Annotated in this window: 15 protein-coding genes; 4 read left to right on the top strand and 11 right to left on the bottom strand. The window is 63.8% G+C overall.

Going from position 1 to position 20,488, the window contains the following annotated elements:
- The first annotated feature begins 171 nt into the window (after positions 1-171).
- The 3 genes from JN280_RS11355 to JN280_RS11345 are packed head-to-tail and all read left to right on the top strand — an operon-like array spanning position 172 to position 4,486.
- Positions 172-1,413 (top strand): ROK family protein, encoded by a 1,242-nt coding sequence (locus tag JN280_RS11355; RefSeq protein WP_202312232.1) that lies wholly within the window; start codon positions 172-174, stop codon positions 1,411-1,413.
- Positions 1,410-2,840 (top strand): di-heme oxidoredictase family protein, encoded by a 1,431-nt coding sequence (locus JN280_RS11350; protein WP_202312230.1) that lies wholly within the window; start codon positions 1,410-1,412, stop codon positions 2,838-2,840. Before JN280_RS11355 ends, JN280_RS11350 begins: the two co-directional genes overlap by 4 nt.
- Positions 2,837-4,486 (top strand): CRTAC1 family protein, encoded by a 1,650-nt coding sequence (locus tag JN280_RS11345; RefSeq protein WP_202312228.1) that lies wholly within the window; start codon positions 2,837-2,839, stop codon positions 4,484-4,486. The genes JN280_RS11350 and JN280_RS11345 overlap by 4 nt, the downstream gene beginning before the upstream one ends.
- A gap of 246 nt (positions 4,487-4,732) precedes the next feature.
- On the opposite strand, the gene JN280_RS11340 is transcribed toward JN280_RS11345, so the two are convergent.
- From JN280_RS11340 to JN280_RS11330, 3 genes are all read right to left on the bottom strand, one after another.
- Positions 4,733-6,115: an adenylate/guanylate cyclase domain-containing protein gene (locus tag JN280_RS11340; RefSeq protein ID WP_274609094.1), complete on the bottom strand. Its 1,383-nt coding sequence runs from the start codon at positions 6,113-6,115 to the stop codon at positions 4,733-4,735.
- 320 nt (positions 6,116-6,435) lie between these two features.
- On the bottom strand, positions 6,436-6,660 hold the full coding sequence (locus JN280_RS11335) for a hypothetical protein (protein WP_202312225.1): 225 nt from the start codon (positions 6,658-6,660) through the stop codon (positions 6,436-6,438).
- A 179-nt stretch (positions 6,661-6,839) separates the two neighbouring features.
- On the bottom strand, positions 6,840-7,247 hold the full coding sequence (locus JN280_RS11330) for a DUF2000 family protein (RefSeq protein WP_202312224.1): 408 nt from the start codon (positions 7,245-7,247) through the stop codon (positions 6,840-6,842).
- Between the two features lie 30 nt (positions 7,248-7,277).
- Between JN280_RS11330 and JN280_RS11325 the strand changes: the two genes are divergently transcribed.
- Positions 7,278-8,288 (top strand): AraC family transcriptional regulator, encoded by a 1,011-nt coding sequence (locus JN280_RS11325; RefSeq protein WP_244743220.1) that lies wholly within the window; start codon positions 7,278-7,280, stop codon positions 8,286-8,288.
- On the opposite strand, the gene phoB is transcribed toward JN280_RS11325, so the two are convergent.
- The 8 genes from phoB to JN280_RS11285 form a co-directional block, all read right to left on the bottom strand.
- Positions 8,275-8,964 (bottom strand): phosphate regulon transcriptional regulator PhoB, encoded by a 690-nt coding sequence (gene phoB / locus JN280_RS11320; protein WP_202312223.1) that lies wholly within the window; start codon positions 8,962-8,964, stop codon positions 8,275-8,277. The two genes, JN280_RS11325 and phoB, sit on opposite strands and share 14 nt — an antisense overlap.
- A gap of 41 nt (positions 8,965-9,005) precedes the next feature.
- Positions 9,006-9,710, bottom strand: coding sequence for a phosphate signaling complex protein PhoU (gene phoU / locus JN280_RS11315; RefSeq protein WP_202312222.1), 705 nt, complete (start codon positions 9,708-9,710; stop codon positions 9,006-9,008).
- A gap of 32 nt (positions 9,711-9,742) precedes the next feature.
- Positions 9,743-10,558 carry a phosphate ABC transporter ATP-binding protein PstB gene (gene pstB / locus JN280_RS11310; RefSeq protein ID WP_202312221.1) on the bottom strand — a complete coding sequence of 272 codons (816 nt, stop codon included), beginning with the start codon at positions 10,556-10,558 and terminating at the stop codon, positions 9,743-9,745.
- Positions 10,559-10,570: 12 nt separating this feature from the next.
- A complete protein-coding gene (pstA, locus tag JN280_RS11305; protein WP_202312220.1) occupies positions 10,571-12,184 on the bottom strand; it encodes a phosphate ABC transporter permease PstA in 1,614 nt (537 codons plus the stop codon).
- Complete coding sequence (pstC, locus tag JN280_RS11300; RefSeq protein WP_202312219.1) at positions 12,177-13,565, bottom strand: phosphate ABC transporter permease subunit PstC; 1,389 nt, start codon at positions 13,563-13,565, stop codon at positions 12,177-12,179. The genes pstA and pstC overlap by 8 nt, the downstream gene beginning before the upstream one ends.
- A 156-nt stretch (positions 13,566-13,721) precedes the next feature.
- Complete coding sequence (locus tag JN280_RS11295) at positions 13,722-14,726, bottom strand: PstS family phosphate ABC transporter substrate-binding protein (protein WP_202312218.1); 1,005 nt, start codon at positions 14,724-14,726, stop codon at positions 13,722-13,724.
- A 345-nt stretch (positions 14,727-15,071) separates the two neighbouring features.
- Positions 15,072-18,302 (bottom strand): response regulator, encoded by a 3,231-nt coding sequence (locus JN280_RS11290; RefSeq protein WP_446720842.1) that lies wholly within the window; start codon positions 18,300-18,302, stop codon positions 15,072-15,074.
- 1,229 nt (positions 18,303-19,531) lie between these two features.
- Entirely contained in the window at positions 19,532-20,269 is a 738-nt protein-coding gene (locus JN280_RS11285; protein ID WP_202312214.1) for an iron-containing redox enzyme family protein, read from the bottom strand.
- Positions 20,270-20,488: the final 219 nt, after the last annotated feature.

Below are 20,488 nucleotides of genomic sequence, written 5' to 3'. Positions count from 1 at the left end.
TTCGCTCCGCTGGAGCGATCCGAATGACGCTTCAGACTGGCAATAGAAGCTTTTTTTCGAGCTTCGAAAAAAATAATGACTCGCCAGATGAACTGTGTCAATATCCTTCACGACATGTTTCAAGGGCCCCGCAGAAAAAGGGGCGGGAACAGGTCGGGAGGAATGCAAGCGATGTCGGCCGCAATCCGTCACGACAACCTGCGCGGGCGTAATCGCGCGCTGGTCATCGCCGCCGTGCGCCGCGCGGGCCAGCCTTCGCGCACCGAAATCGCCGGCACCACCGGTCTCAGCCACTCCACGATATCGGCCATCTCCTCCGACCTGATCGCCGAAGGTGTGCTTGCCGAGATCAAGGGCGGCGAGACCCCTGCCATGAAGCGCGGCCGCCCTCAGGTCGCCATCGGCCTCGACGCCAGAGCGGCCACGGTGGTCACCGTCGTGCTGTCGCTCAATTCGCTCACCGCGGCACTCATCGACTATGCCGGCACGGTGATCGCCGAGGATCACCGGCGGCTGCCAACGCTCACAATGAGCCGCGAGGCGCTGCTGGCCGAGACGGTGGCGATCGTGCGCCGGCTCATCGCCCATCGGGGGCGGGCCGGACGGCGGGTGCTGCGCATCGTTATGGCGGTACAGGGGACGACAGATGCGGCAGCACGCGAGATGCTGTGGTCACCCATCACCATACACAGCGACATCCCGTTTGCCGACCTGATCGAGAACGCGATCGGCATCCCCGCGACGATCGAGAACGACTGCAGCATGATCGCGGTCGCCTTGCGCTGGCGCGATCCGGAACGCTACCGGGACGACTTCATCGCCATCCTGCTCTCTCATGGCATCGGCATGGGGCTGATGCTGAAGGGTGAACTGTTTACCGGGACTCACTCCTCCGGCGCGGAATTCGGCCATATGGTCCACCAGCCCGACGGCGCGCTCTGCCGGTGCGGACGGCGCGGCTGCGTGGAGGCCTATGCCGGAAGCTACGCGATCTGGCGCAATGTCCACCAGGGCGACGAGAACGCCGCCCCAGCGGCCGACATCGGAGAGGCGGAAATGGCTGCTCTCGCCGAGGCGGCACGCGCCGGCGACGGACCCGAGCGGGACGCCTTCCGCAAAGCCGGCCGCGCCATCGGCTACGGGCTGGGCAGCCTGTTCGCCCTGATCGACCCCGCGCCTGTGGCGATCGTCGGTCACGGCGCGCTGGCCTTCGACCTCGTCGAGCCGCCGTTGCGCGAGGCGATCGCACAGACTGCCGGCGGCCAGCACTCCAGATCGATTTCCTTCGCCGTTGAGCCCAACGAGATGCCGCTGATCCGCGAGGGCTGCGCCATGCGCGCCCTGACCTTCGTCGACCGGGAGGTCTTCGCGCCGGGGCCAGTGCCGCAGACCGCAGGAAAGGACGTCGCATGAAATCTCGTCGCCTTGCCCTGACCCTGGCAGCCATTTGCCTGCCGGCTTCCGTCGCGGCGTTCGCCAATCCCTGGTCCGAACGTGTCGTCACCGAGCATGTCGACCAGTCCAGCCTCACCGGCCGGCTGGACTTCGAGGCACTGGAGGCGCTTCGCAACAAGGGCGAAAAACTGTTCGACGGTCGTTTCACCGAACTGGACGGCGTCGGCCGCCCGTTCGCCACCCAGGCCATCATCCCGACCAAACGCAAGCGCGCGCCCGAAAGCGGCTTCTTCCGCACGGCCGGCCTCGACGCGAATGCCTGTTCTGGATGTCATAATCAGCCGAGGCTTGGCGGGGCGGGCGACTTCGTCACCAATGTCTTCGTTTCGGAAGGGTTCGAGAGCGCGGATTTCGATAGCCTCGACCCGCAATTCTCCAACGAGCGCGGATCGAACCACCTGTTCGGCGCCGGCCTCATCGAGCTGCTGGCGCGCGAGATGACCGCCGAGCTGAAGGAGATCCGCAAGGCGACGATCGCCGAAGCGCGCAGGACCGGCCAGACTGCGACATCGAGACTCTCGGCCAAGGGGGTCGAATACGGCACGATCGCCGCCGAGCCCGACGGCGTGCTCGATCTTTCCGGCATCGAGGGTGTCGACGCCGACCTCGTCATCCGCCCGTTCAGCCAGAAGGGGGTGATGACGTCGCTGCGCCAGTTCACGGTGAACGCGCTCAACCATCATCACGGCATGCAGCCCGTCGAGCGTTTCGGCGTACGCTGGACGGGGGAGCATGACCATGACGGCGACCGGCATGACGACGAGATCGTCGAAGGCGACGTGTCCGCCATGGTCGCATGGCAGGCGACACTGGCGCCGCCGACGGTGATGGAGCCGGACGCCGCCGCATGGCAGGCGGCGGCGGCGCGCGGCCGGATACGTTTCGACGCGGTCGGCTGCACGGCCTGCCACAAGCCGGCGCTGCCCCTGGCATCCCTCGCCTTCTCCGATCCGGGGCCGTCCGACATGGCGGGAACGCTGCGCGCCGCGGAAGTCGCCGAGCCCGCGGTCTACGATCTCGCCCTCTACGACTGGGCGCGCAAACTGCCCCGCAACGACAAGGGCGAGGTGATGGTGCCGCTTTACGGCGACCTCAAGCGCCATACGATAGCAGACCAGCAGGTGGCCACGCTGGGCAACGAACTGATGGCGCAGCGCTTCGTCGAACGCAACGTCTTCATGACCGGGGAGCTCTGGGGCGTCGGCTCGACCAATCCCTACGGCCACCGCAACGATCTCGCCACGCTCGACGCGGTCATTCGGGCGCATGGTGGCGAGGGACGCGAGGCGCGCGACCGCTATGTCGCCCTTTCCGACGCGGAGCGCGACGACATCATAGCCTTCCTCAAGACGCTGGTGATCGAACCCGACGAGGCGACGAAATGACCCGCTTCATCGCTTGCCTTGCAGCGATCCTCCTTTCCACCGCCACATCGAGGAGCGCCGACGGCGAGGCACGCAAGCCGGTCAACGATGTTCCCAGGATGCATGAGGAGGCGCTCGCCGCCGGGATCGACCACGACTATGGCGGCCCCTGGGAGTTCTTCGTGGGCGGCGGCGGCGCCGCGCTCGACTGCAACGGTGACCGCAGGCCCGACGTCTTCCTGGCCGGGGGCAAGGGACGCTCGACGCTCTACGTCAATGAGAGCGCGGCCGGCGGCGTGCTGAAGTTCAGGGAGGAGCCGCTCCGCCTGGAACCGCGCGATCTGGAGAAGGTGCTCGGCGCCTATGCGCTCGACATCGACGGCGACGGCCATCGCGATCTCGTGCTGCTGAGGCTCGGCGAGGACATCATATTGCGCGGCGGAGCCGACTGCAGCTTCGAGAAGGCCAACCGGCAGTTCTCCTTCGACGGCGGCAAAGCCTGGACGACCGCCTTCGCCGCGACCTGGGAAGAGGGCCAGAGACATCCGACGCTCGCCTTCGGCAACTATGTCGACCGCACCGCACCCGGCTCGCCATGGGGTACCTGCGAGGACAATGGTCTGTTCCGGCCGCAGCCCGGCGAGAAGCCAGACTATTCGCAGGTCACAAGGCTGTCGCCGGGTCACTGCGCGCTGTCCATGCTGTTCACGGACTGGAACCGTTCCGGCATTCCTTCGCTGCGCATCACCAACGACCGGCAATATTACCGCGGCGGCGAGGAGCAGCTCTGGAAGGTGGAGCCCGGCGCGCCGCCGAGGCTCTATGGCCGCGCCGACGGATGGCAGCATTTGACCATCTGGGGCATGGGTATCGCCGAAGGCGACCTCGAAGGCGACGGCTATCCGGAATATGCGCTGACCTCGATGGGCGACACCAAGCTGCAGAAGCTCGACGACGAGGCCGAGGAGGACCGGCCGATCTATAGCGACGTGGCCTTCGAGAAGGGCGCAACCGCGCATCGTCCCTATGCCGGCGGCGACCTGAAGCCTTCGACCGGCTGGCACTCCGAATTCGCCGACTTCAACAATGACGGCCTGCTGGACCTCTACGTTGCCAAGGGCAATGTCGAGCAGATGCCCGATTTCGCCGCCTTCGACCCCGACAACCTCCTCGTCGGCCAATGGGACGGCGGTTTTGCCGAGGGCGGCGACATCGCCGGCATCGCGCTGCCGACCAAGGGACGCGGCGCGATCGTGGAGGACTTCAACATGGACGGCATGCTCGATCTGCTCGTCGTCAATCGCGGCCAGAAGGCGAGCCTGTTCAGGAACTGCGGTGCCGTCACCGGCGACGGGTCACGGCCGATGGGCAATTTCGTCGAGATCGAGTTGCAGCAACCCGGCGCCAACCAGAATGCGGTCGGCGCGCTCGTCTATGTCAAATACGGCACGCGCACGGTGACGCGCAGCGTGCAGGTCGGCGGTGGCCATGCATCGGGCCATGCCGGCTTCCTGCATGTCGGCGTCGGCACTGCGGAGCGCGCCGAGATCCGCGTCAAATGGCCGGACGGCGAGTGGAGCCCGCCCTACCGCGTCTTCGCCAACAATTTCGTCATTGTCGGACGCGGCGCCAAGGCGGCAAAATACTGGTATCCGCCGGAGGGTTGAGCGATCAGTGAGGAGCAGACGATGGACATTCGTGGCGCTTAAAGTTGCGCACCAAACCATCGTCCCTTCTAAAGGCTCGAGCGCCTAGTCATCTTTTTGAAGCCATCCTGCGTGCTTCGCGAGAAGGCGGACAATTGCTTTGTCGTTCACAACATCAAAAGTTCTTTGCCAAATTCTCAACTTTCGGAAGTCTCAATCTTCAGAATATTGGCCGAATACGCCGACGGAAATATCCGACCGTCGCTGTCACTCGAGCCCGATCCACACATAGCCGTCCTGTGTTCGGCAAGGGTAGACGGTCAAACTGGTGCGGTTTTTCGAAATGTCGCCCACGAATTCAAAGCCGGGCGAAGTACCATCCGGCTGCAACTTGGCCCAGTTCCTCACTTCGCCCGTAAGCAGATCAAAACAGCTCTGATGCCAACGGCAAACCAGGCCCAGATCGCTGGTGATCGTGCTCCCGGTGTGTGGGAGATTCAGCGTTTCGACCTCAGCGGCATTTCGGCGTTCGTACAGCGGCAGATGAAGATGCGGGCAGGCATTGTTGAAGGCGCAGTACGTGTCAGGTCCGCGAACGACGACAATGTCGAAATCCTCAAAGGTGAGAATCCGGCGTTCGTGCGGCTGAAGCTCGTCTTCAGCGAATGCGCGAACCCACCTCCTGCCGGCATGACGGACGGTCTCGCGGGGATGCCTGGCGTTCAGCTCGGCGTCGATTTCGGGCTTCAGCCCGATGACTTCGAACAGGCTCGTGCGCTCGCCGGTACCCCGAAGGCGTACCCTGACATAGTCGGCGACCTCGACCTTGTCGGCGATCTGGTCGTGAAGCGCCTCGGATATCAGCAGTCGTGTACCGGCATCCTTGTTTGCGGCTTCGACACGGCTGGCCAGGTTCACGACGTCACCGATTGCCGTCAGGCGTTCGTGTCCGACGAAACCCAGTGTGCCGATGACGGCTTCGCCATAGTTGAGGCCGATGCGAATATCGAAATCGATGCCATACATCGAGGCAAAGAACGGCTTCAAACGATCGACCGTCGCAAGGGTCTGAAGCGCCGCATTCACGGCGCGAAGCGGGGCGTCGGGCTGGTCGTCGACACCGAATATCGCCATCAGTCCATCACCGATGAAGTTGTCGATGAAACCGTCATTCTGCTCGATAATCTCGCCGACCTGCGCGAAGTAGCGATTGAGCAGATACATCACGTCATAAGGCGAAAGCCGCTCCGACAGCGACGTGAATCCGACGATGTCGCTGAAGAAGATCGCAACACGTTTCGACTCGCCGGATCGCGTCGCAGCGGAATCGCAAAGCTGGCTGGTCATCATCAGATCGGTTTCGTCCAGCACCAGGCGCCGGACGCGAAGCTCGCCTTGCGGCCTGAGCTGACAGGCCAGCCGAACCTCGTCCGCCAGTCTCAAGCGGTCCGCCATCGAAGTCTCATTTGCATTTCGGTGCGGACAAGCCTCGAGGCCATCGAGAACCCATACACGGCAGGTCGAGCATTTCGCGCGGCCGCCGCACGCGTGGGCAAACGGCACACCCGACCTGAGAGCCGCCTCGAGCAAGGTCTCGTCGGCGCCCACCTCGATATCCGTCTGGTCAGGTAGAGCGGTTACTTTGGTCATGGTCCCGGACACCGCCAGCCGCGCAGTCGGCAATGCATTGTAGCACCAATCGGCCCGGACAATCGAATCATGCACAGCTCGGGCCGAACGAAGCCGAGACCGTTGGTCACAAAGGCCTGAGAAGGAGATGATACTGGTATCCACCGGAGAACTGATACCAACGGCACTGGATGTCGACGCATCCGGTTGGGCGCTCACGCATCAATCCCCGGCGGATGCTCAGCATCCACCTGACCTCGATCGCTGGCGCGGCCCTCCAAGCGGGCGCGGCCACGCGGTTCAACGGTCGCTATCATCGACCGTTGCCATAGGAACGACCTTCAGGCTCCGGCCCCGCAACAACCGCCCGCGCCACCTGAAACGCCGCGGCTCTGCATGATGCCCGCCGCCAGCTTCGCTTGACCTGAAGCCCTGCGGTCCAGGCCGCCGCCAACCTTGCGCATGAGGAGGCGGATGTCGTCCGGCTCATGGCCGTCGGCGATCATGACCTGCCGAATGATCGGCTCGTTGAGCAGTTCGTCGAGCGTGGGCTCGCGCTGATGCATCGTGCTGCTCCATCTGCTTAGATCGCCGGAACCATAAAACGGAACTGTAACCCAATGATGTCATCGGCAGTCTTTTATGTTTCATCGTGCCGGTCTCAGTGCCTGGCGCCGGCAACATCATCGTCGCCATGTTCCGGGTGCTGCCGCGCACTTGAGCGGATTCGAGGCAACGGCCTGGCTTAGGCGTGCATGCTTGCGCCCTTGGTGATCTTGTCGACGATCTTCTTGTCGGCGCGAAGGGCAATGCCTGCCACCTTGGCATCGTCGGGCCCGAAAGTTGCAAAGACGGCGCGGTTGGCGGCATCGTGGCCGGTGGCGAACATTGCGTCGACATAGAGGGAGGTCGTGATCCCCCGCTCCAGCGAACGACGGTGGATCTGGCTCATGGTCGCCGCATCGGCGGACAGAACGATAACCGGCTGGACGGACATGGGGTTGTAGCGATTGCCATCGCGATCCACATATTCGTCGCCGATCATCTCGGGAGCTCGGAAGGAAAGGCCGGTGGTGAGGAAGGCCGTGACGTTCAGCTTCTGCCACACGGCAAGGTCACTGCGCAGGACGATGGCGACTTTGGTCTGGAACATGGATCGTATCACCGCTGGGAAGATGGCAAGATGTCTCCCGATCTAGGCTGGAACGAACAATCCGGTCTTGAACGTTTGTGCGGGCGCACCGACGAGGGCGGCATCGTGCCGGCACCGCCCTTCCCCGGCCTGGAGCGCATCGACGCCAAGTTCTTCGGCAACGCCTTCGAGCCTCATCGCCACGACACCTATGCGATCGGCGTGACCTTGCACGGCGTTCAGACATTCCGCTACCGGGGCGAGGTCCGAAACAGCCTGCCGGGCCAGGTGATCGTGCTGCATCCCGACGAGATGCATGACGGCGGCGCCGCGACCGATGCCGGACTTCACTATCGCATACTCTATCTCGAGCCCGCCCTGTTGCGGCGAAGCCTGGCAGCGAGCTGTGCCCCGCTGCCTTTCGTCCGCGACCCCGTCGTCACCGATCGGCGGCTGCGCGAGACGCTGCTGCCCTGCCTCTCCGATATCGAGGGCGAACTCGACGAATTGGCCGTCGTCCAACTCGTCACCGAGTTGGCGGACGGCCTGTCGCGCCATGCCGATGGACCCGCCCCTTCCAGGATCACCCTCGATGTCCCCCGGCTGGAGATGGCACGCGACTATCTGGAAGCCAATCTCGACCGTGTCGTGCGCTCCGACGCGCTGGAGGGCGTGACCGGACTCGACCGGTTCAGTCTGGCGCGGCAGTTCCGCGCCTTTTTCGGGACCAGCCCGCACCGCTACCTGCTGATGCGGCGGCTGGCGCGGGCAACCGCCCTCATCCAGGCTGGAGAGAACCTGGCCGATATCGCGGCCAGGACCGGCTTTGCCGACCAGAGCCACCTGAACCGTCAGTTCAAGAAGGCGTTCGGTGTCACGCCCGGCCGGTGGGGCGCCCTGACGCGGGCCCGACGGCAATCGCCGGCCCGCGCTGGAGCAGCATTTCCGCCTTTCTTCGAAAAGCCGAGACGCCCTGACTCATTGTTGTCACGCAATTCCGGACGCAAGACCGCTGCGCACTCTTGCTGGAATTGCTCCAGCGGGGACGTCACGCCTCGTTGATGGCGTAGCCGGCGCCGCGGATGGTGCGGATCACATCGGGCATGCGGGCCGTATTGACCGCTTTGCGCAGGCGGCCGACATGCACGTCGACGGTGCGCTCGTCGATATAGATCGTTTCGCCCCAGACATTGTCGAGCAACTGGCTGCGCGAGAAGACGCGCCCGGGATGCTGCATCATGAACTCGAGCAGGCGGAACTCGGTCGGGCCGAGCTTGATCTCGCTCTTCTTGCGATAGACCCGGTGCGCTTCGCGGTCGAGCACGATGTCGCCAACCTTGAGCACCGTCGACAGCACTTCGGGCTTGGCCCTGCGCAGCAAAGCACGAACCCGGGCGACGAATTCCGGCGTCGAGAACGGCTTCACCAGATAGTCGTCGGCCCCGGTCGAAAGGCCACGCACCCGGTCGCTCTCCTCGCCGCGCGCCGTCAGCATGATGATCGGCAACCGCTCGGTCTCCGGACGCATCCTCAATCGCCGGCAGAGCTCGATGCCCGACACGGCGGGGATCATCCAGTCGAGGACCAGAAGGTCGGGTACGTTTTCCTGCAGCCGGAGCTCGGCTTCATCGCCGCGATTGATGACCTCGACCTGATAGCCTTCGGCTTCCAGGTTGTAGCGCAGGAGCACGCATAGCGGCTCCTCGTCTTCCACGACCATGATCTTGGGGGCAATCATGCGGGTCGGATCTCCTCGGTATTCTTGCGGTCAAGCCTTTCTCATTCGGCGACTGTCGTCGAGGTTTCGTCGTGTTTCGGCCGCTGCACCGGAAGCTGCTCTCCCGTCATGACGAAATAGGCGTTCTCGGCGATATTGGTGACATGGTCGCCGATGCGCTCGAGGTTCTTGGCGCAGAACAGGAGATGCGTGCAGGCCGTGATGTTGCGCGGATCTTCCATCATATAGGTGAGGAGCTCGCGGAACACGGCAGTGTACTGGACGTCGATCTTCTCGTCGTCTGCCCGCAGCTTCATCAAGGCCTGGGCGTCGTCGGCGACATAGTGGTCGACGACACCGTTGACCTGACCCAACACCATGCCCGACATCGCCTCGATCGAATGCGACAGGCCGCGCGGCGCGACGCTCTGGCCGACTGCGCCCACCCGCTTGGCGATGTTCTTGGCGAGATCGCCGATGCGTTCAAGGTCGGCGGCCATGCGGATCGCGCCGACCACCGCACGGAGGTCCTGCGCCATGGGCTGGCGCTTGGCGATCAGCGTGATGGCACGATCGTCGAGCTCACGCTGCTTTGCGTCCATCACGGCGTCGTCGGAGATCACACGCTGTGCCAGCGCCGTGTCGGAGTTGAGCAGCGCCCTGGTGGAGCCCTGCACCATCGACCCCGCAAGGTCCCCCATGTCGCGGATCAGCCGGTCGACATGATCGAGTTCGTCGTCGAAAGACGTGACGGTATGTTCACCCATGATCCTGTCCTCGTTGTCCTTCCGCCCGCCGCTTACCCGAAGCGGCCGGTGATGTAGTCTTGTGTGCGCTTGTCGTCGGGGTTGGTGAACATCTTGTCGGTGGGGCCCTCCTCGACCAGATAGCCGAGATGGAACATGGCCGTGCGCTGCGAGACGCGGGCGGCCTGCTGCATCGAGTGCGTGACGATGACGATCGTATAGTTCTCGCGCAGTTCGTCGATCAGCTCTTCCACCTTGGCGGTGGCGATCGGATCGAGCGCCGAGCACGGCTCGTCCATGAGGATCACCTCGGGCGACACCGCTATGGCGCGCGCGATGCACAGACGCTGCTGCTGGCCGCCGGAAAGGCCGGTTCCGGGCTCGCCGAGCCGGTCCTTGACCTCGTTCCAGATCGCAGCCTTCTGCAGGCTCCGCTCGACAATGCCGTCGAGGTCGGCCTTGTTCTTGGCGAGACCATGGATGCGCGGTCCGTAGGCGACGTTCTCGTAGATCGACTTCGGAAACGGATTGGGCTTCTGGAACACCATGCCCACCCGCGCCCGCAGTTCGACGACGTCGATCCTGGGATCGTAGATATCCTCGTCGTCGAGCGTGATTTTGCCGCTGACGCGGGCGATGGGGATAGTGTCGTTCATGCGGTTGAGGCAGCGCAGGAAGGTCGACTTGCCGCAGCCCGACGGCCCGATCAGAGCGGTCACCTCATTGCGGCGGATGTCGAGATCCACGTCGAAGAGCGCCCGTTTCTCGCCGTAGTGGACGGAAACCTTGTCGCCCTTCATCTTCACGGCGGGCGCATCGGCACCCTGCGTCAGCTTCTTTTCCACGGCTGCCTCGGTCAAGATGTTCATCTCACTACTCCCTTACCAGCGGCGTTCGAAGCGTTTGCGCAGGATCACGGCCACTGCGTTCATGATAACCAGGAAGCCCAGCAGGATCAGGATCGCGGCTGAGGTTTTTTGCTGGAAACCCGGCTCGGGGAAATCGGCCCACATGAAGATCTGCACGGGCAGGATCGTCGCCGGATCGGTGAAGCCGCCCGGGATGTCGACGATGAAAGCGACCATGCCGATCATCAGGAGCGGTGCTGTCTCGCCGAGCGCATGCGCCATGCCGAGGATCGTCCCGGTCATGATGCCGGGCATCGCCAGCGGCAGCACATGGTGGAAAACCGTCTGGACCTTGGAGGCGCCGATGCCGAGCGCCGCCTCGCGGATCGACGGTGGCACGGCGCGGATCGAGGCGCGCGAGGCGATGATGATGATCGGCAGCGTCATCAGAGCCAGCACCATGCCGCCGACCAGCGGCGCCGAACGCGGGAGGCCGAAGAAATTCAGGAACACGGCGAGGCCGAGCAGACCGTAGACGATCGACGGCACGGCGGCGAGATTGTTGATGTTGACCTCGATGAAATGCGTCCAGCGGTTCTTCGGCGCGAATTCTTCCAGATAGATCGCCGCGGCGACGCCGATCGGGAACGAGATCGCCAGAGTCACCACCATGGTGAGAAACGAGCCGACGATCGCGCCCCAGACGCCGGCAAGCTCAGGCTCGCGGCTGGCTCCGGTGAAGAAGAAGACGGAGTTGAACCGGCTTTCGACGAGGTTCTCGGCCTTCAGCGCGTCGAGCCAGACGATCTCCTTGTCCGAGATCTTGCGGGAGCTTTCGGGCATGTCGATGACACGAAGCGACGCTGCGCCGTTCGACGCAGGCGCCGTACTGGAAAGCTTGCGCAGAACCAGGCCCTTGGCGGTGGCGCCGCCGGCCGCGCCCTTGGCGAGGCTCTCGAGCTTCACAGTGCCGCCATTGAGCCCGACGAGCAGCGACGACGCGCCGCTGGTCAGTCGAAGCGTGTTGCCTTCTCCTTCGGTCGCTCCGGCGCTGCGGGCGATCGACAGGATGGCATCGCTCGAAAACGCCAGGTCGATGTCGCCGCTGTCGGCCGACGGGGTGACGTCACCCGCCAAGGGGTCGATGCTGCCCTTCGCGGCGAGCAGGCCCTTGAGATAGAGATCGGCGAAATCGTCGAGCGGCACGGCGAAGTCGACGGTCTTGCCAAGCATCGACGGATCGGCGGCAATGTCCTGGCGCAGGAATACTCCGGCGCCGGTCGAGGCCAGGCCCCGCATCAGCCTGCGGTCCTGGCGGCTTGTCGCGTCGGGGATCTTGGCTTCGAGCGCATCATGGATGATGCCGTCGTAGTTGACCTCGCCGAGCTTGGCAGGGTCGACCTTGGCCGCCGACAGATCCAGCGGCAGGACGAGATAGTTCATCCGCAGCGCCGGGAGCGCCTGGATGACGATCGTCGACAGAAGCAGGACGAGAAAGAAAGCCGCGAGCCCTACCGCGCCGGCGCCCATCCACTTGAAGCGCTGCTCGGTGGCGTAACGCCTCTTCAGACGAGCCTTCGCCGCATCGTCGGTGTGGATGCTGGTCGGACGGGCGACGGCGCCGGGTAAAACGGTCGTATCAGTCATATTGCTCTCGGTACTTTTGGACGACGCGGAGGGCGACGATGTTGAGGGCAAGCGTGATGCAGAACAGCACAAGGCCGAGCGCGAAAGCGGCAAGCGTCTTGGCGCTGTCGAATTCCTGGTCGCCGACCAGGAGCGTGACGATCTGCACCGTGACGGTCGTGACGGCTTCGAGCGGATTGATGGTGAGATTGGCAGCAAGACCGGCGGCCATGACCACGATCATCGTCTCGCCGATCGCACGGCTTACGGCGAGCAGCATGGCCGAGACGATGCCGGGAAGCGCGGCCGGCAGCACCACCTTGCGGATCGTCTCCGACTTGGTCGCGCCGAGCCCGGCCGAACCGTCGCGAAGCGACTGGGGCACCGCATTGATGACGTCGTCCGAAAGCGACGAAACGAAGGGGATGATCATGATCCCCATGACGACACCGGCGGCGAGTGCCGATTCGGAGGCCACGCCAAGGCCGATGCTTTCGCCTAGCCCGCGGAAGAACGGCGCAACCGTCAAGGCTGCAAAGAAGCCGTAGACGACGGTCGGGATACCCGCCAGGATTTCCAGGACGGGCTTGGCGACGGCACGAACTTGCTTCGACGCATAGTCGGAGAGATAGATCGCTGCCATCAGCCCGATGGGCGCCGCGACCAGCATGGCGATGAAGGTGATGAGCAGCGTGCCGACGAACAGGGGAACCATGCCGAAAATTTCGGCGTTGGCCTCTCCTGCCTCCGCCCCGGCACCGGTGAACGCGCTCTGCGGGCTCCAGTGGGTGCCAAAAAGGAACTTGTAGAACGGCACCTGCTCGAAGAAGCGGAAGGATTCGAAGATCAGGGAGAGAATGATCCCGATCGTCGTCAGGATTGCGACAGCCGAACAGGCGATCAGCGCGATACGGACAACGCGTTCCACGACGTGCCGGGCGCGGAAAGCCGGCACGATCCGGGAATACGCAAGAAAGAAACCTGCGGCCGCAAGCAGGACCGAAAGCGCGACGATGATCCAGCTGCTGGTGGCATGGGCCGACCTGTACACCGCCGCCGCCGCCTCCTTGGTCGCGTCGCTGAAGCCGGCGACGCCGCCGAAGGCGATCGCCCGGGCGTCACGGATGAACGCTTCGGTCTGCGGCACGCCGAGGCCGGATAGCTCGCTGGCGAAACGAGCCTTGACGATCGAAGATTCGATGCCGGGCGTGATGATGCCCCAAAGGATGATGGCAATAAGCGCCGGACCGGCGGCGGCCAATGCCAGATACATGCCGTGCTGGCCGGGGAGAGAATGCAGCCGTGCGACGTCACCGTTGACGGCGGCAATGGCACGGGATCGTCCGGCGAAATATGCGATTACGAAGAGAGCGGCGAGCGCAAAGACGAGGTAACCGATCATGTTCAGGAGCCCTGATCCATTATCCAGACCACTGTTTCACGGGACGCACAGCCTGGCGCAACGCATGCCGGACATATGCCGGCTTCCCCGCGCAACAGGCGGAGGAATCCGGCCCAGGCAGGTTTAAGCCCGGGCCGGATGGTCAAGAACCGACGGTCAGGACCCCATGCCCTTGAGGGCCTTGGCATCCTCGGCCTGCTTGGCGCGATCCGCGTCCGGCAGCGGGATCAGGCCTTTGTCGGCGAGATAGCCTTCAGGTCCCCACGCGCCCTCGGAAGTGTATTCGGCGATGAACTCTTCCATGCCGGGAATGACGCCGACATGTTCCTTCTTGGCATAGATGAAGAGCGAACGCGACACCCCGTAGTCGCCCGATGCGATGTTCTCGAAGGTCGGATCGACGCCGTCGACCTTGTGGCCCTGCAGCTTGTCGGCGTTCTGGTCGAGGAAGGAGAAGCCGAAGATCCCGAAAGCGTTCGGATTGGCTTCGAGTTTCTGCACGATCAGATTGTCGTTCTCGCCGGCTTCCACATAGGCGCCGTCCTCGCGGAGCTCGCCGCAGCCTTTCTCGTTCGCAGCCTTGACCTCTTCCTGACAGGCCGCATCCATCACCAGTTCGACGAAGGCGTCGCGCGTGCCGGAGGTCGGCGGAGGGCCGAGCACCTCGATCTTGGTCGCCGGCAGCGAGGCATCGATGTCCGACCAGTTCATGTAGGGATTGGGGACGACCTTGCCGTCGACCGCGACGTTCTTGGCCAGCGCCTTGAACACCTGCTCCTTCGTGAGGTCAACCGTCGCGCCGGCCTTGGAGTTGGCGAGCACGATGCCGTCGAAGCCGACCTTGATCTCCACCGGCGTCACGCCGTTGGCCTTGCAGGTCTCAAGCTCCTTTTCCTTGATGGCGCGCGAAGCATTGGTGAAGTCGGGCGTATTCTCGCCGACGCCGCCGCAGAACAGCTTCATGCCGCCGCCGGTGCCGGTCGATTCCACGACGGGCGTCTTGAACTTGCCGGTCTGGCCGAGCTTCTCGGCGACGGCAGTGGTGAACGGAAATACGGTGGACGACCCCACGATCTGGATCTGGTCGCGCGCGGCGGCGTAACCGGCGGACGCGGCGAGCGCAAGCGCGCCTGCCGACGCCGTAAGGAGGAATTTCTTCATCTGGCCTACTCCTGTCCGGAATTTCTTGCTGACGCCAGTCTTGAGCGTCCGGCATGGCCTTAAAGCCCCTGTGTAACAGTTCGATGACAGATTTGTGTCGATGCGGTAAAGCCTGCCGGGACTCGCGCAGAAGGTGTTTCGCCGGCCATATTTCGACCCCGCAGGGCGACAGAAACGTAACCGGCTAAGGGATTATTTGCCTATCGGGATCATGGGCGCGCAAGCGCTTCAATGCGCCCCGCCTGGACCCCTCGAAGAAACTCAGCGATTGCGACCCCATGCATCGCGCTTCTGCGGCGCACTGTCTTTGTCCCGAAAACGCCGCATGCCTGCAGGCGACATGTTTTAGCTCGCACAAGATTTTCGGGATGACAGGACGGACCAGCGCTCGATCTTCTCCAGCAGCGCGCGCGGGCTGATCGGCTTGGCGAGATAGTCATCCATGCCGGCCTCCAGGCAACGCTCGCGGTCGCCCTTCAGCGCATGGGCGGTGACGCCGATGATCGGCACGCGTCCGCCAACCGACGCCTCCGCCTCGCGGATGGCACCGGTCGCTTGCAGTCCGCTCATCTCGGGCATCGAGACATCCATCAGGATCATGCGGGGGCTCTTTTCGCGCCAGAATTCTACAGCGCGCCGTCCGTTGCCGACGATCTCGAAGCTCATGCCTGTCTCTGCCAGGATCTGGGTGAAGACCAGTTGATTCACCTCGTTGTCCTCGGCGACGAGGATATCGAGGCCATGCGCATCTCCCGGGTCGATCGCAGGGACCGGTGCGGCCACCGGAGCCGGCGGAGGCGCCGGCACTGCCTGCTTACCGCAAACCGTGCCGGCCCGGCGCTTCTGTATGATCCCCACCAGCGTCTCCAGCAGGATGGAAGAGCGTGCGGGCTTGATCAGATGGGCGTCGATGCCGAGATCGCGATAGGCAGCGTTCGACAGGGACTGGTCGACCGAGGTCAGCAGGATGATCGGAGTTCCCGCGACCACGGGCTTCGACCGTATCAGACGGGCGACTTCGGCGCCCGACATGACAGGCATCTGATAATCGAGGATGACGCAGTCGACGGCGAGGCCCAGACGCGCCGCCGCGTCGAGCACCCTCAGCCCCTCGGGGCCGTCCTCGGCCGCACAGGAATCGAACCCCCACGAAACCATCTGCTCGCTGAGGATGGCGCGGTTCACCTGATTGTCGTCGACGATCAGGATGCGGGCGCCGGTGACATCGACCGGTGTCACCGGGGTCGGCGCCTGCCTGTCGCCGTTCGGCAAGGTCAGCGTGAACCAGAAGGTCGAGCCGACCCCTTCGGTGCTCTCGACGCCGATGCGGCCCTCCATCAGGGCGACGAGACGCGAGGTGATCGCAAGGCCCAGGCCCGTCCCCTCGTGGCGCCGGGTCGAAGAGCCGTCGACCTGGCTGAATTTCTCGAAGACGAGGTCGAGCTTGTCCTGCGGGATGCCGATGCCTGTATCGGTGACGCGGATCGTCAGACAGGTCTCGCGGGCCACGCTCCGGCCGGTCACCTCGACCAATATGTGCCCCGCCTCGGTGAACTTCACGGCGTTGCCGACCAGATTGGTGATGATCTGACGGATGCGGCCGACGTCGCCGACATAAAGGCCGTGCAGCTTGGGCTCGATCCTGACGATCAGCTCGAGGTCCTTTTCCTTGGCGCGCGCCGCGACCAGCGTCGCGACATCCTCGACGGCCTCGGCGAGATTGAAGGGCGCGGGGTCGAGCACGAGCTGGCCGGCATCGATCTTGGAGAAGTCGAGAATGTCGTTGATGATGGTGAGCAGGGCATTGCCCGATTTCACGATGACGTCGGTGAAGGTTCTCTGCTTGGCATCGAGATCGGATTTCGCGAGGAGCTCGGCCATGCCGAGCACACCATTCATCGGCGTCCGGATCTCGTGGCTCATATTGGCCAGGAATTCCGACTTGGCGCGGTCGGCCAGCACGGCACGGCGCTGAGCCTCGCGCAGCTCGTGCTCGCGACGCTTGAGTTCGGTGATGTCGGTGGTCGAGCCGATCAGATAAAGCGAGCCGTCCGACGCGACCATCGTGCCCTTGCGGGCGATCTGCCAGCGACAGCTGCCGTCGGGCTCGGTGACGGTCTCTTCAACCTCCTGGTTCTCGCCGGTCGCCAGGACCGCGCGATCGCCCTCCATGAAGGCCTCGCCCTCGAGCCCGAAGATCTCGACGTCGGTCCGGCCGATCGCCTCCTGCCTGGAATGGCCGGTCAGGTCGCACCAGCTCCTGTTGACATAGACGAGCCGGAGATCCGGGCGCTTGGCATAGATCGAGACGGGGACGTTGTCGATGAGGCTCTGATAGAGCTCGTTGGCGCGCAGGCTTTCCTGGAGCTGGCGCTCGCGCTGCTTGAGCTCGGTGATGTCGACCCGTACGCCCACGAAGGTGCCCTCGTCGGTCCAGCCGTCGAAGACCTGATACCAGCGCCCGTCGGCATTCTGGCGCTCGAAGGCCGCATGGGGCAAACGATGCCGGGTCATATAGCCGTCCAGCCACGCCTGCCGGTCGGTGTCGTAGAGAGCGTCCAGGGCGGCGTCGCCGCTGGCTCGGAAATACCCGATCGAACGGCCGTACTCGATCGCCTCCCGGAACGAGTTGCCGGGCTGCCAGACCGGTTCCAGCTCGGGGAGCGTGCGCCGAAGCTCCTTGTTGGCGAGCACGAAACGGTCGTCGCGATCGTAGATGATGACGCCGGCCGGCAGCGAATCCAGCACGTCGGCCAGATGCTGGCGAGCCTGCTCGGCCTCCCGGCTGCGGCGTTTCACATCGGTGATGTCGAACAGGAAGCAGGCGAGGTAGTCCCTGCCGCTTTCGGTGCGCACCCTGTCCTTGCGCACCATCCTCGTTCGCCCGGGTCCCGAAAGATCGGAATCCTCCTCGAATTCCTGCGCCTCGCCCGTCGCCAGCACGGCGCGCTCGACGCTTGCGGAGGCGTGGGCTTCCGCAGGGGAGAAGAAGTCCTCGTCCTTCCTGCCGACCATGGCCTCGGGCTCGAGACCGAACATCCGCGCGAAGGCGGCGTTTACGATGACGAAACGCAGTTCGCTGTCCTTGACGAAGACCGGCTCCTGCAAGCCGTCGAGGACGGCTCCTGCAAGCCTGGCCTTTTCCAGGGCGTCGGCCAGTTGCGCCTCGCGCTCCTTGATGTCGGAGATGTCGTAGTAGCAGACCAGCCGTTTGCCACCCGTCAGGGCAGTCACCGAATAGATCATGGTTCGGCCGTCGGCGCGCTGGAACTCGCGGGGCGGGACGTCGCCCGCCTTGATCTCCTCGATCCGCCAGGTGACGTAGTCCTCCCAGCCTTCGTCGGCGACGTCGTAGATGCCGTTGTGCCGGTTGATATCCATCAGCGCCCGGAACGGAGAGCCGACATCGACGTCGCCCGGCGTCAGCCTCCAGAGCCGGTAGAAGGCCTTGTTGATGATGCGGACAGTCAGGTCCCTGTCGATCAGGACGATGCCCATCGTCATGGCGTCGAGCGTGCGCTGAAGGTCGGAGAGAAGAGCGCCGCCGCCCTCCTCGGTTTCGGCCGGCGGCGCCATGTCGCGACCGATCCCGCGATAGCCGAGGAACCGGCCACAGGCATCGAATCGCGGCTCGCCGGACATCGACCCCCGTCGGCAGTGTCCGTCGGCGGCACGCAGTTCGAAGCAGAAGTCCCGGAAGGGGCGGCGTGCGCAAACGTCGGCCCTCAGGTCCACGCCTTCCCCCGCTCCGCTGCCCATCACGTCGAAAAGCGACCGGCCGCGCAATGCCGCCGCGTCGACGCCGGTCAGCCGCTGCAGATCCCGCGAGAGCCAGGCGAAGCGATGATCCGCGTCGGTTTCCCAGAACCAGACGCCGCCGGCCCCCAGCAGGGACGCCAGTTCCGCCACGGCGATGTCGCGCGACGCACAGCCGTCGGCACCGGCCAGGCGCACGGCTCCGTCCTGCACGATATTTTCTCCGGACGCGGGCCTGGACGACATGTCGTCCAGCGCGCCTTGCCCATCCCGCAATGCCACCGGCAGAGCCCCCATCGGTCGAGCCTGGTTCGGAGCAGGAATTTGCCGGAGAAGCATTAACGATCGACTAACCATATGCGCGCAGCGCGTATCTTGTTCCCGCACCGCGCGCAGACGCTCTTCATTCAGAAGAGGATCATGTCCGCAGCAGCAAGCGCATGGGGCTTGTCGAGCGCCGCCACCAACGCCTGGCCGCCGCGCCGTTTCCGTCCTGGTCGCAGTAGAGCGATCTGGAGCCCGCTTTGTAGATGAAGCGATCGTCGGCATCGATCCGCGAGGTCGGACTGGACACACCGCCAACGCGGGCGCCTTCAAGGAAAAAAGTGCCAGTTCGCTGTCCGGCTGAAACAAATCAGGTTTCAGCGCTGCCTCCACAGCAAGGGCATCACCGACAGTTGAAATTGGATTCTGCCTCATTTTTGTGTGGCGAAGCGACAGCATTCCCGTCGGAGCGACGCGATGCCAGCACATCCTTGTATTGCCCGCTTCGATCATGCGCTCAGGCTGCGTGCTGCCGGGCCGATGTGAAGGGTACCTTGTCGTCGGATACTCCTCTCAAGCAGAAGGTTGACGCTTTACGCTCGGAGACGCCCGCCGGTCACCTCTCTGATCTCTTGCAGCCTCATCGACGCCGCGCCCTCCCGCGCGAGCGGGTTCCTTCAATGTGACGGGGTCGTGACGAATACGACCCGCCAGCACCTGCTGCCCGGCTCTGGCGGAGAGGACAGGTTGCTCCGCCAACCAAAGAATAGCACAATCCGTAGATGCTAATGTCTCTTGGAGCTGACAAAGTCGCGTTCGGGACCCAAAACCGCTATTCGGTCAAATCGAATCGGTTGCAGTTCTGAAATGCACTCCGTCAACGACTCCATACAGGCCATCAAGCTCGTAGCGATCGTCTCCACGTCAGGCCGCGTCAGCGGCAGTCGATCTATGACGTCGCGGACTTCCGCGCTGTGGTAGGGGTCGACCCGACCGTGTAGCCGGAAAGTCCGGAACGCCACTTCGGGCAAGCCCGATGTGTCGCGAATACGGTCAATAACATCGGTGCTCGGCGGGAAGGATTCGAGCACCATGATGCAGCCGAGGAGAGTGATCGGATGGTAATGCTCGACCCAGTAGCGCTGGGCGCCGGCCAACCGCGCCACCGGCGGCGGTGGCATCTGTCGCAAAACCGCCGCAGGATCGAAACCAGCGGCCTCCAGGTCCTCCAGTGCCCAAACGTCGTGGTCCCGCTCTTCTTTGAGGTGATGTTTGTAGTACTCGATCAGCGGCGGTACGAGTGGATCGGCCGGCCCGATTTCATTCAGTCGGCGGATCGCTGCCTCCATCACCGGCACTGAGGCGCGCATGATCTGATGCAGCATGATCAGAAATGCCGGAACAATTTCCCTCGGGTTTTCATTGGCCCATAAGCGGGAAAAGACCGCATCCAGCGGTCCTGTGCACATTGTCATTCTTGCGCGCAGAACCTCGCTCGCTCTGGGTGCCGCGGGATCTGTCATTGAACGATCTCCCAAATTCTGCGGCGACGATTATTTTTGACCAGGATTACCGAATTCCCGCAGTGACTCGCTGACTGAAAATCTCTACGCCGCAGGATAATAACGTGCTGCATCTGGTCGCAAGACCGATCAAAGATGCACAGCCGCCGTTCGGGATAGGTCTTTCGTGGACTCGGTCGCGGACCAATGATAGCCTATATTGTGATACTTACTTACATC

Source organism: Mesorhizobium sp. L-8-10 (assembly GCF_016756635.1).
GTDB lineage: Bacteria > Pseudomonadota > Alphaproteobacteria > Rhizobiales > Rhizobiaceae.
This window is presented reverse-complemented; position numbering and strand designations above follow the sequence as displayed.

Bases quoted from the DNA above. Each gene is read 5' to 3' on its own strand.
- JN280_RS11355 (WP_202312232.1), top strand. From the start codon at position 172: ATGTCGGCCGCAATCCGTCACGACAACCTGCGCGGGCGTAATCGCGCG.
- JN280_RS11350 (WP_202312230.1), top strand. From the start codon at position 1,410: ATGAAATCTCGTCGCCTTGCCCTGACCCTGGCAGCCATTTGCCTGCCG.
- JN280_RS11345 (WP_202312228.1), top strand. From the start codon at position 2,837: ATGACCCGCTTCATCGCTTGCCTTGCAGCGATCCTCCTTTCCACCGCC.
- JN280_RS11340 (WP_274609094.1), bottom strand. From the start codon at position 6,115: ATGACCAAAGTAACCGCTCTACCTGACCAGACGGATATCGAGGTGGGC.
- JN280_RS11335 (WP_202312225.1), bottom strand. From the start codon at position 6,660: ATGCATCAGCGCGAGCCCACGCTCGACGAACTGCTCAACGAGCCGATC.
- JN280_RS11330 (WP_202312224.1), bottom strand. From the start codon at position 7,247: ATGTTCCAGACCAAAGTCGCCATCGTCCTGCGCAGTGACCTTGCCGTG.
- JN280_RS11325 (WP_244743220.1), top strand. From the start codon at position 7,278: ATGTCTCCCGATCTAGGCTGGAACGAACAATCCGGTCTTGAACGTTTG.
- phoB (WP_202312223.1), bottom strand. From the start codon at position 8,964: ATGATTGCCCCCAAGATCATGGTCGTGGAAGACGAGGAGCCGCTATGC.
- phoU (WP_202312222.1), bottom strand. From the start codon at position 9,710: ATGGGTGAACATACCGTCACGTCTTTCGACGACGAACTCGATCATGTC.
- pstB (WP_202312221.1), bottom strand. From the start codon at position 10,558: ATGAACATCTTGACCGAGGCAGCCGTGGAAAAGAAGCTGACGCAGGGT.
- pstA (WP_202312220.1), bottom strand. From the start codon at position 12,184: ATGACTGATACGACCGTTTTACCCGGCGCCGTCGCCCGTCCGACCAGC.
- pstC (WP_202312219.1), bottom strand. From the start codon at position 13,565: ATGATCGGTTACCTCGTCTTTGCGCTCGCCGCTCTCTTCGTAATCGCA.
- JN280_RS11295 (WP_202312218.1), bottom strand. From the start codon at position 14,726: ATGAAGAAATTCCTCCTTACGGCGTCGGCAGGCGCGCTTGCGCTCGCC.
- JN280_RS11290 (WP_446720842.1), bottom strand. From the start codon at position 18,302: ATGGCGCCGCCGGCCGAAACCGAGGAGGGCGGCGGCGCTCTTCTCTCC.
- JN280_RS11285 (WP_202312214.1), bottom strand. From the start codon at position 20,269: ATGACAGATCCCGCGGCACCCAGAGCGAGCGAGGTTCTGCGCGCAAGA.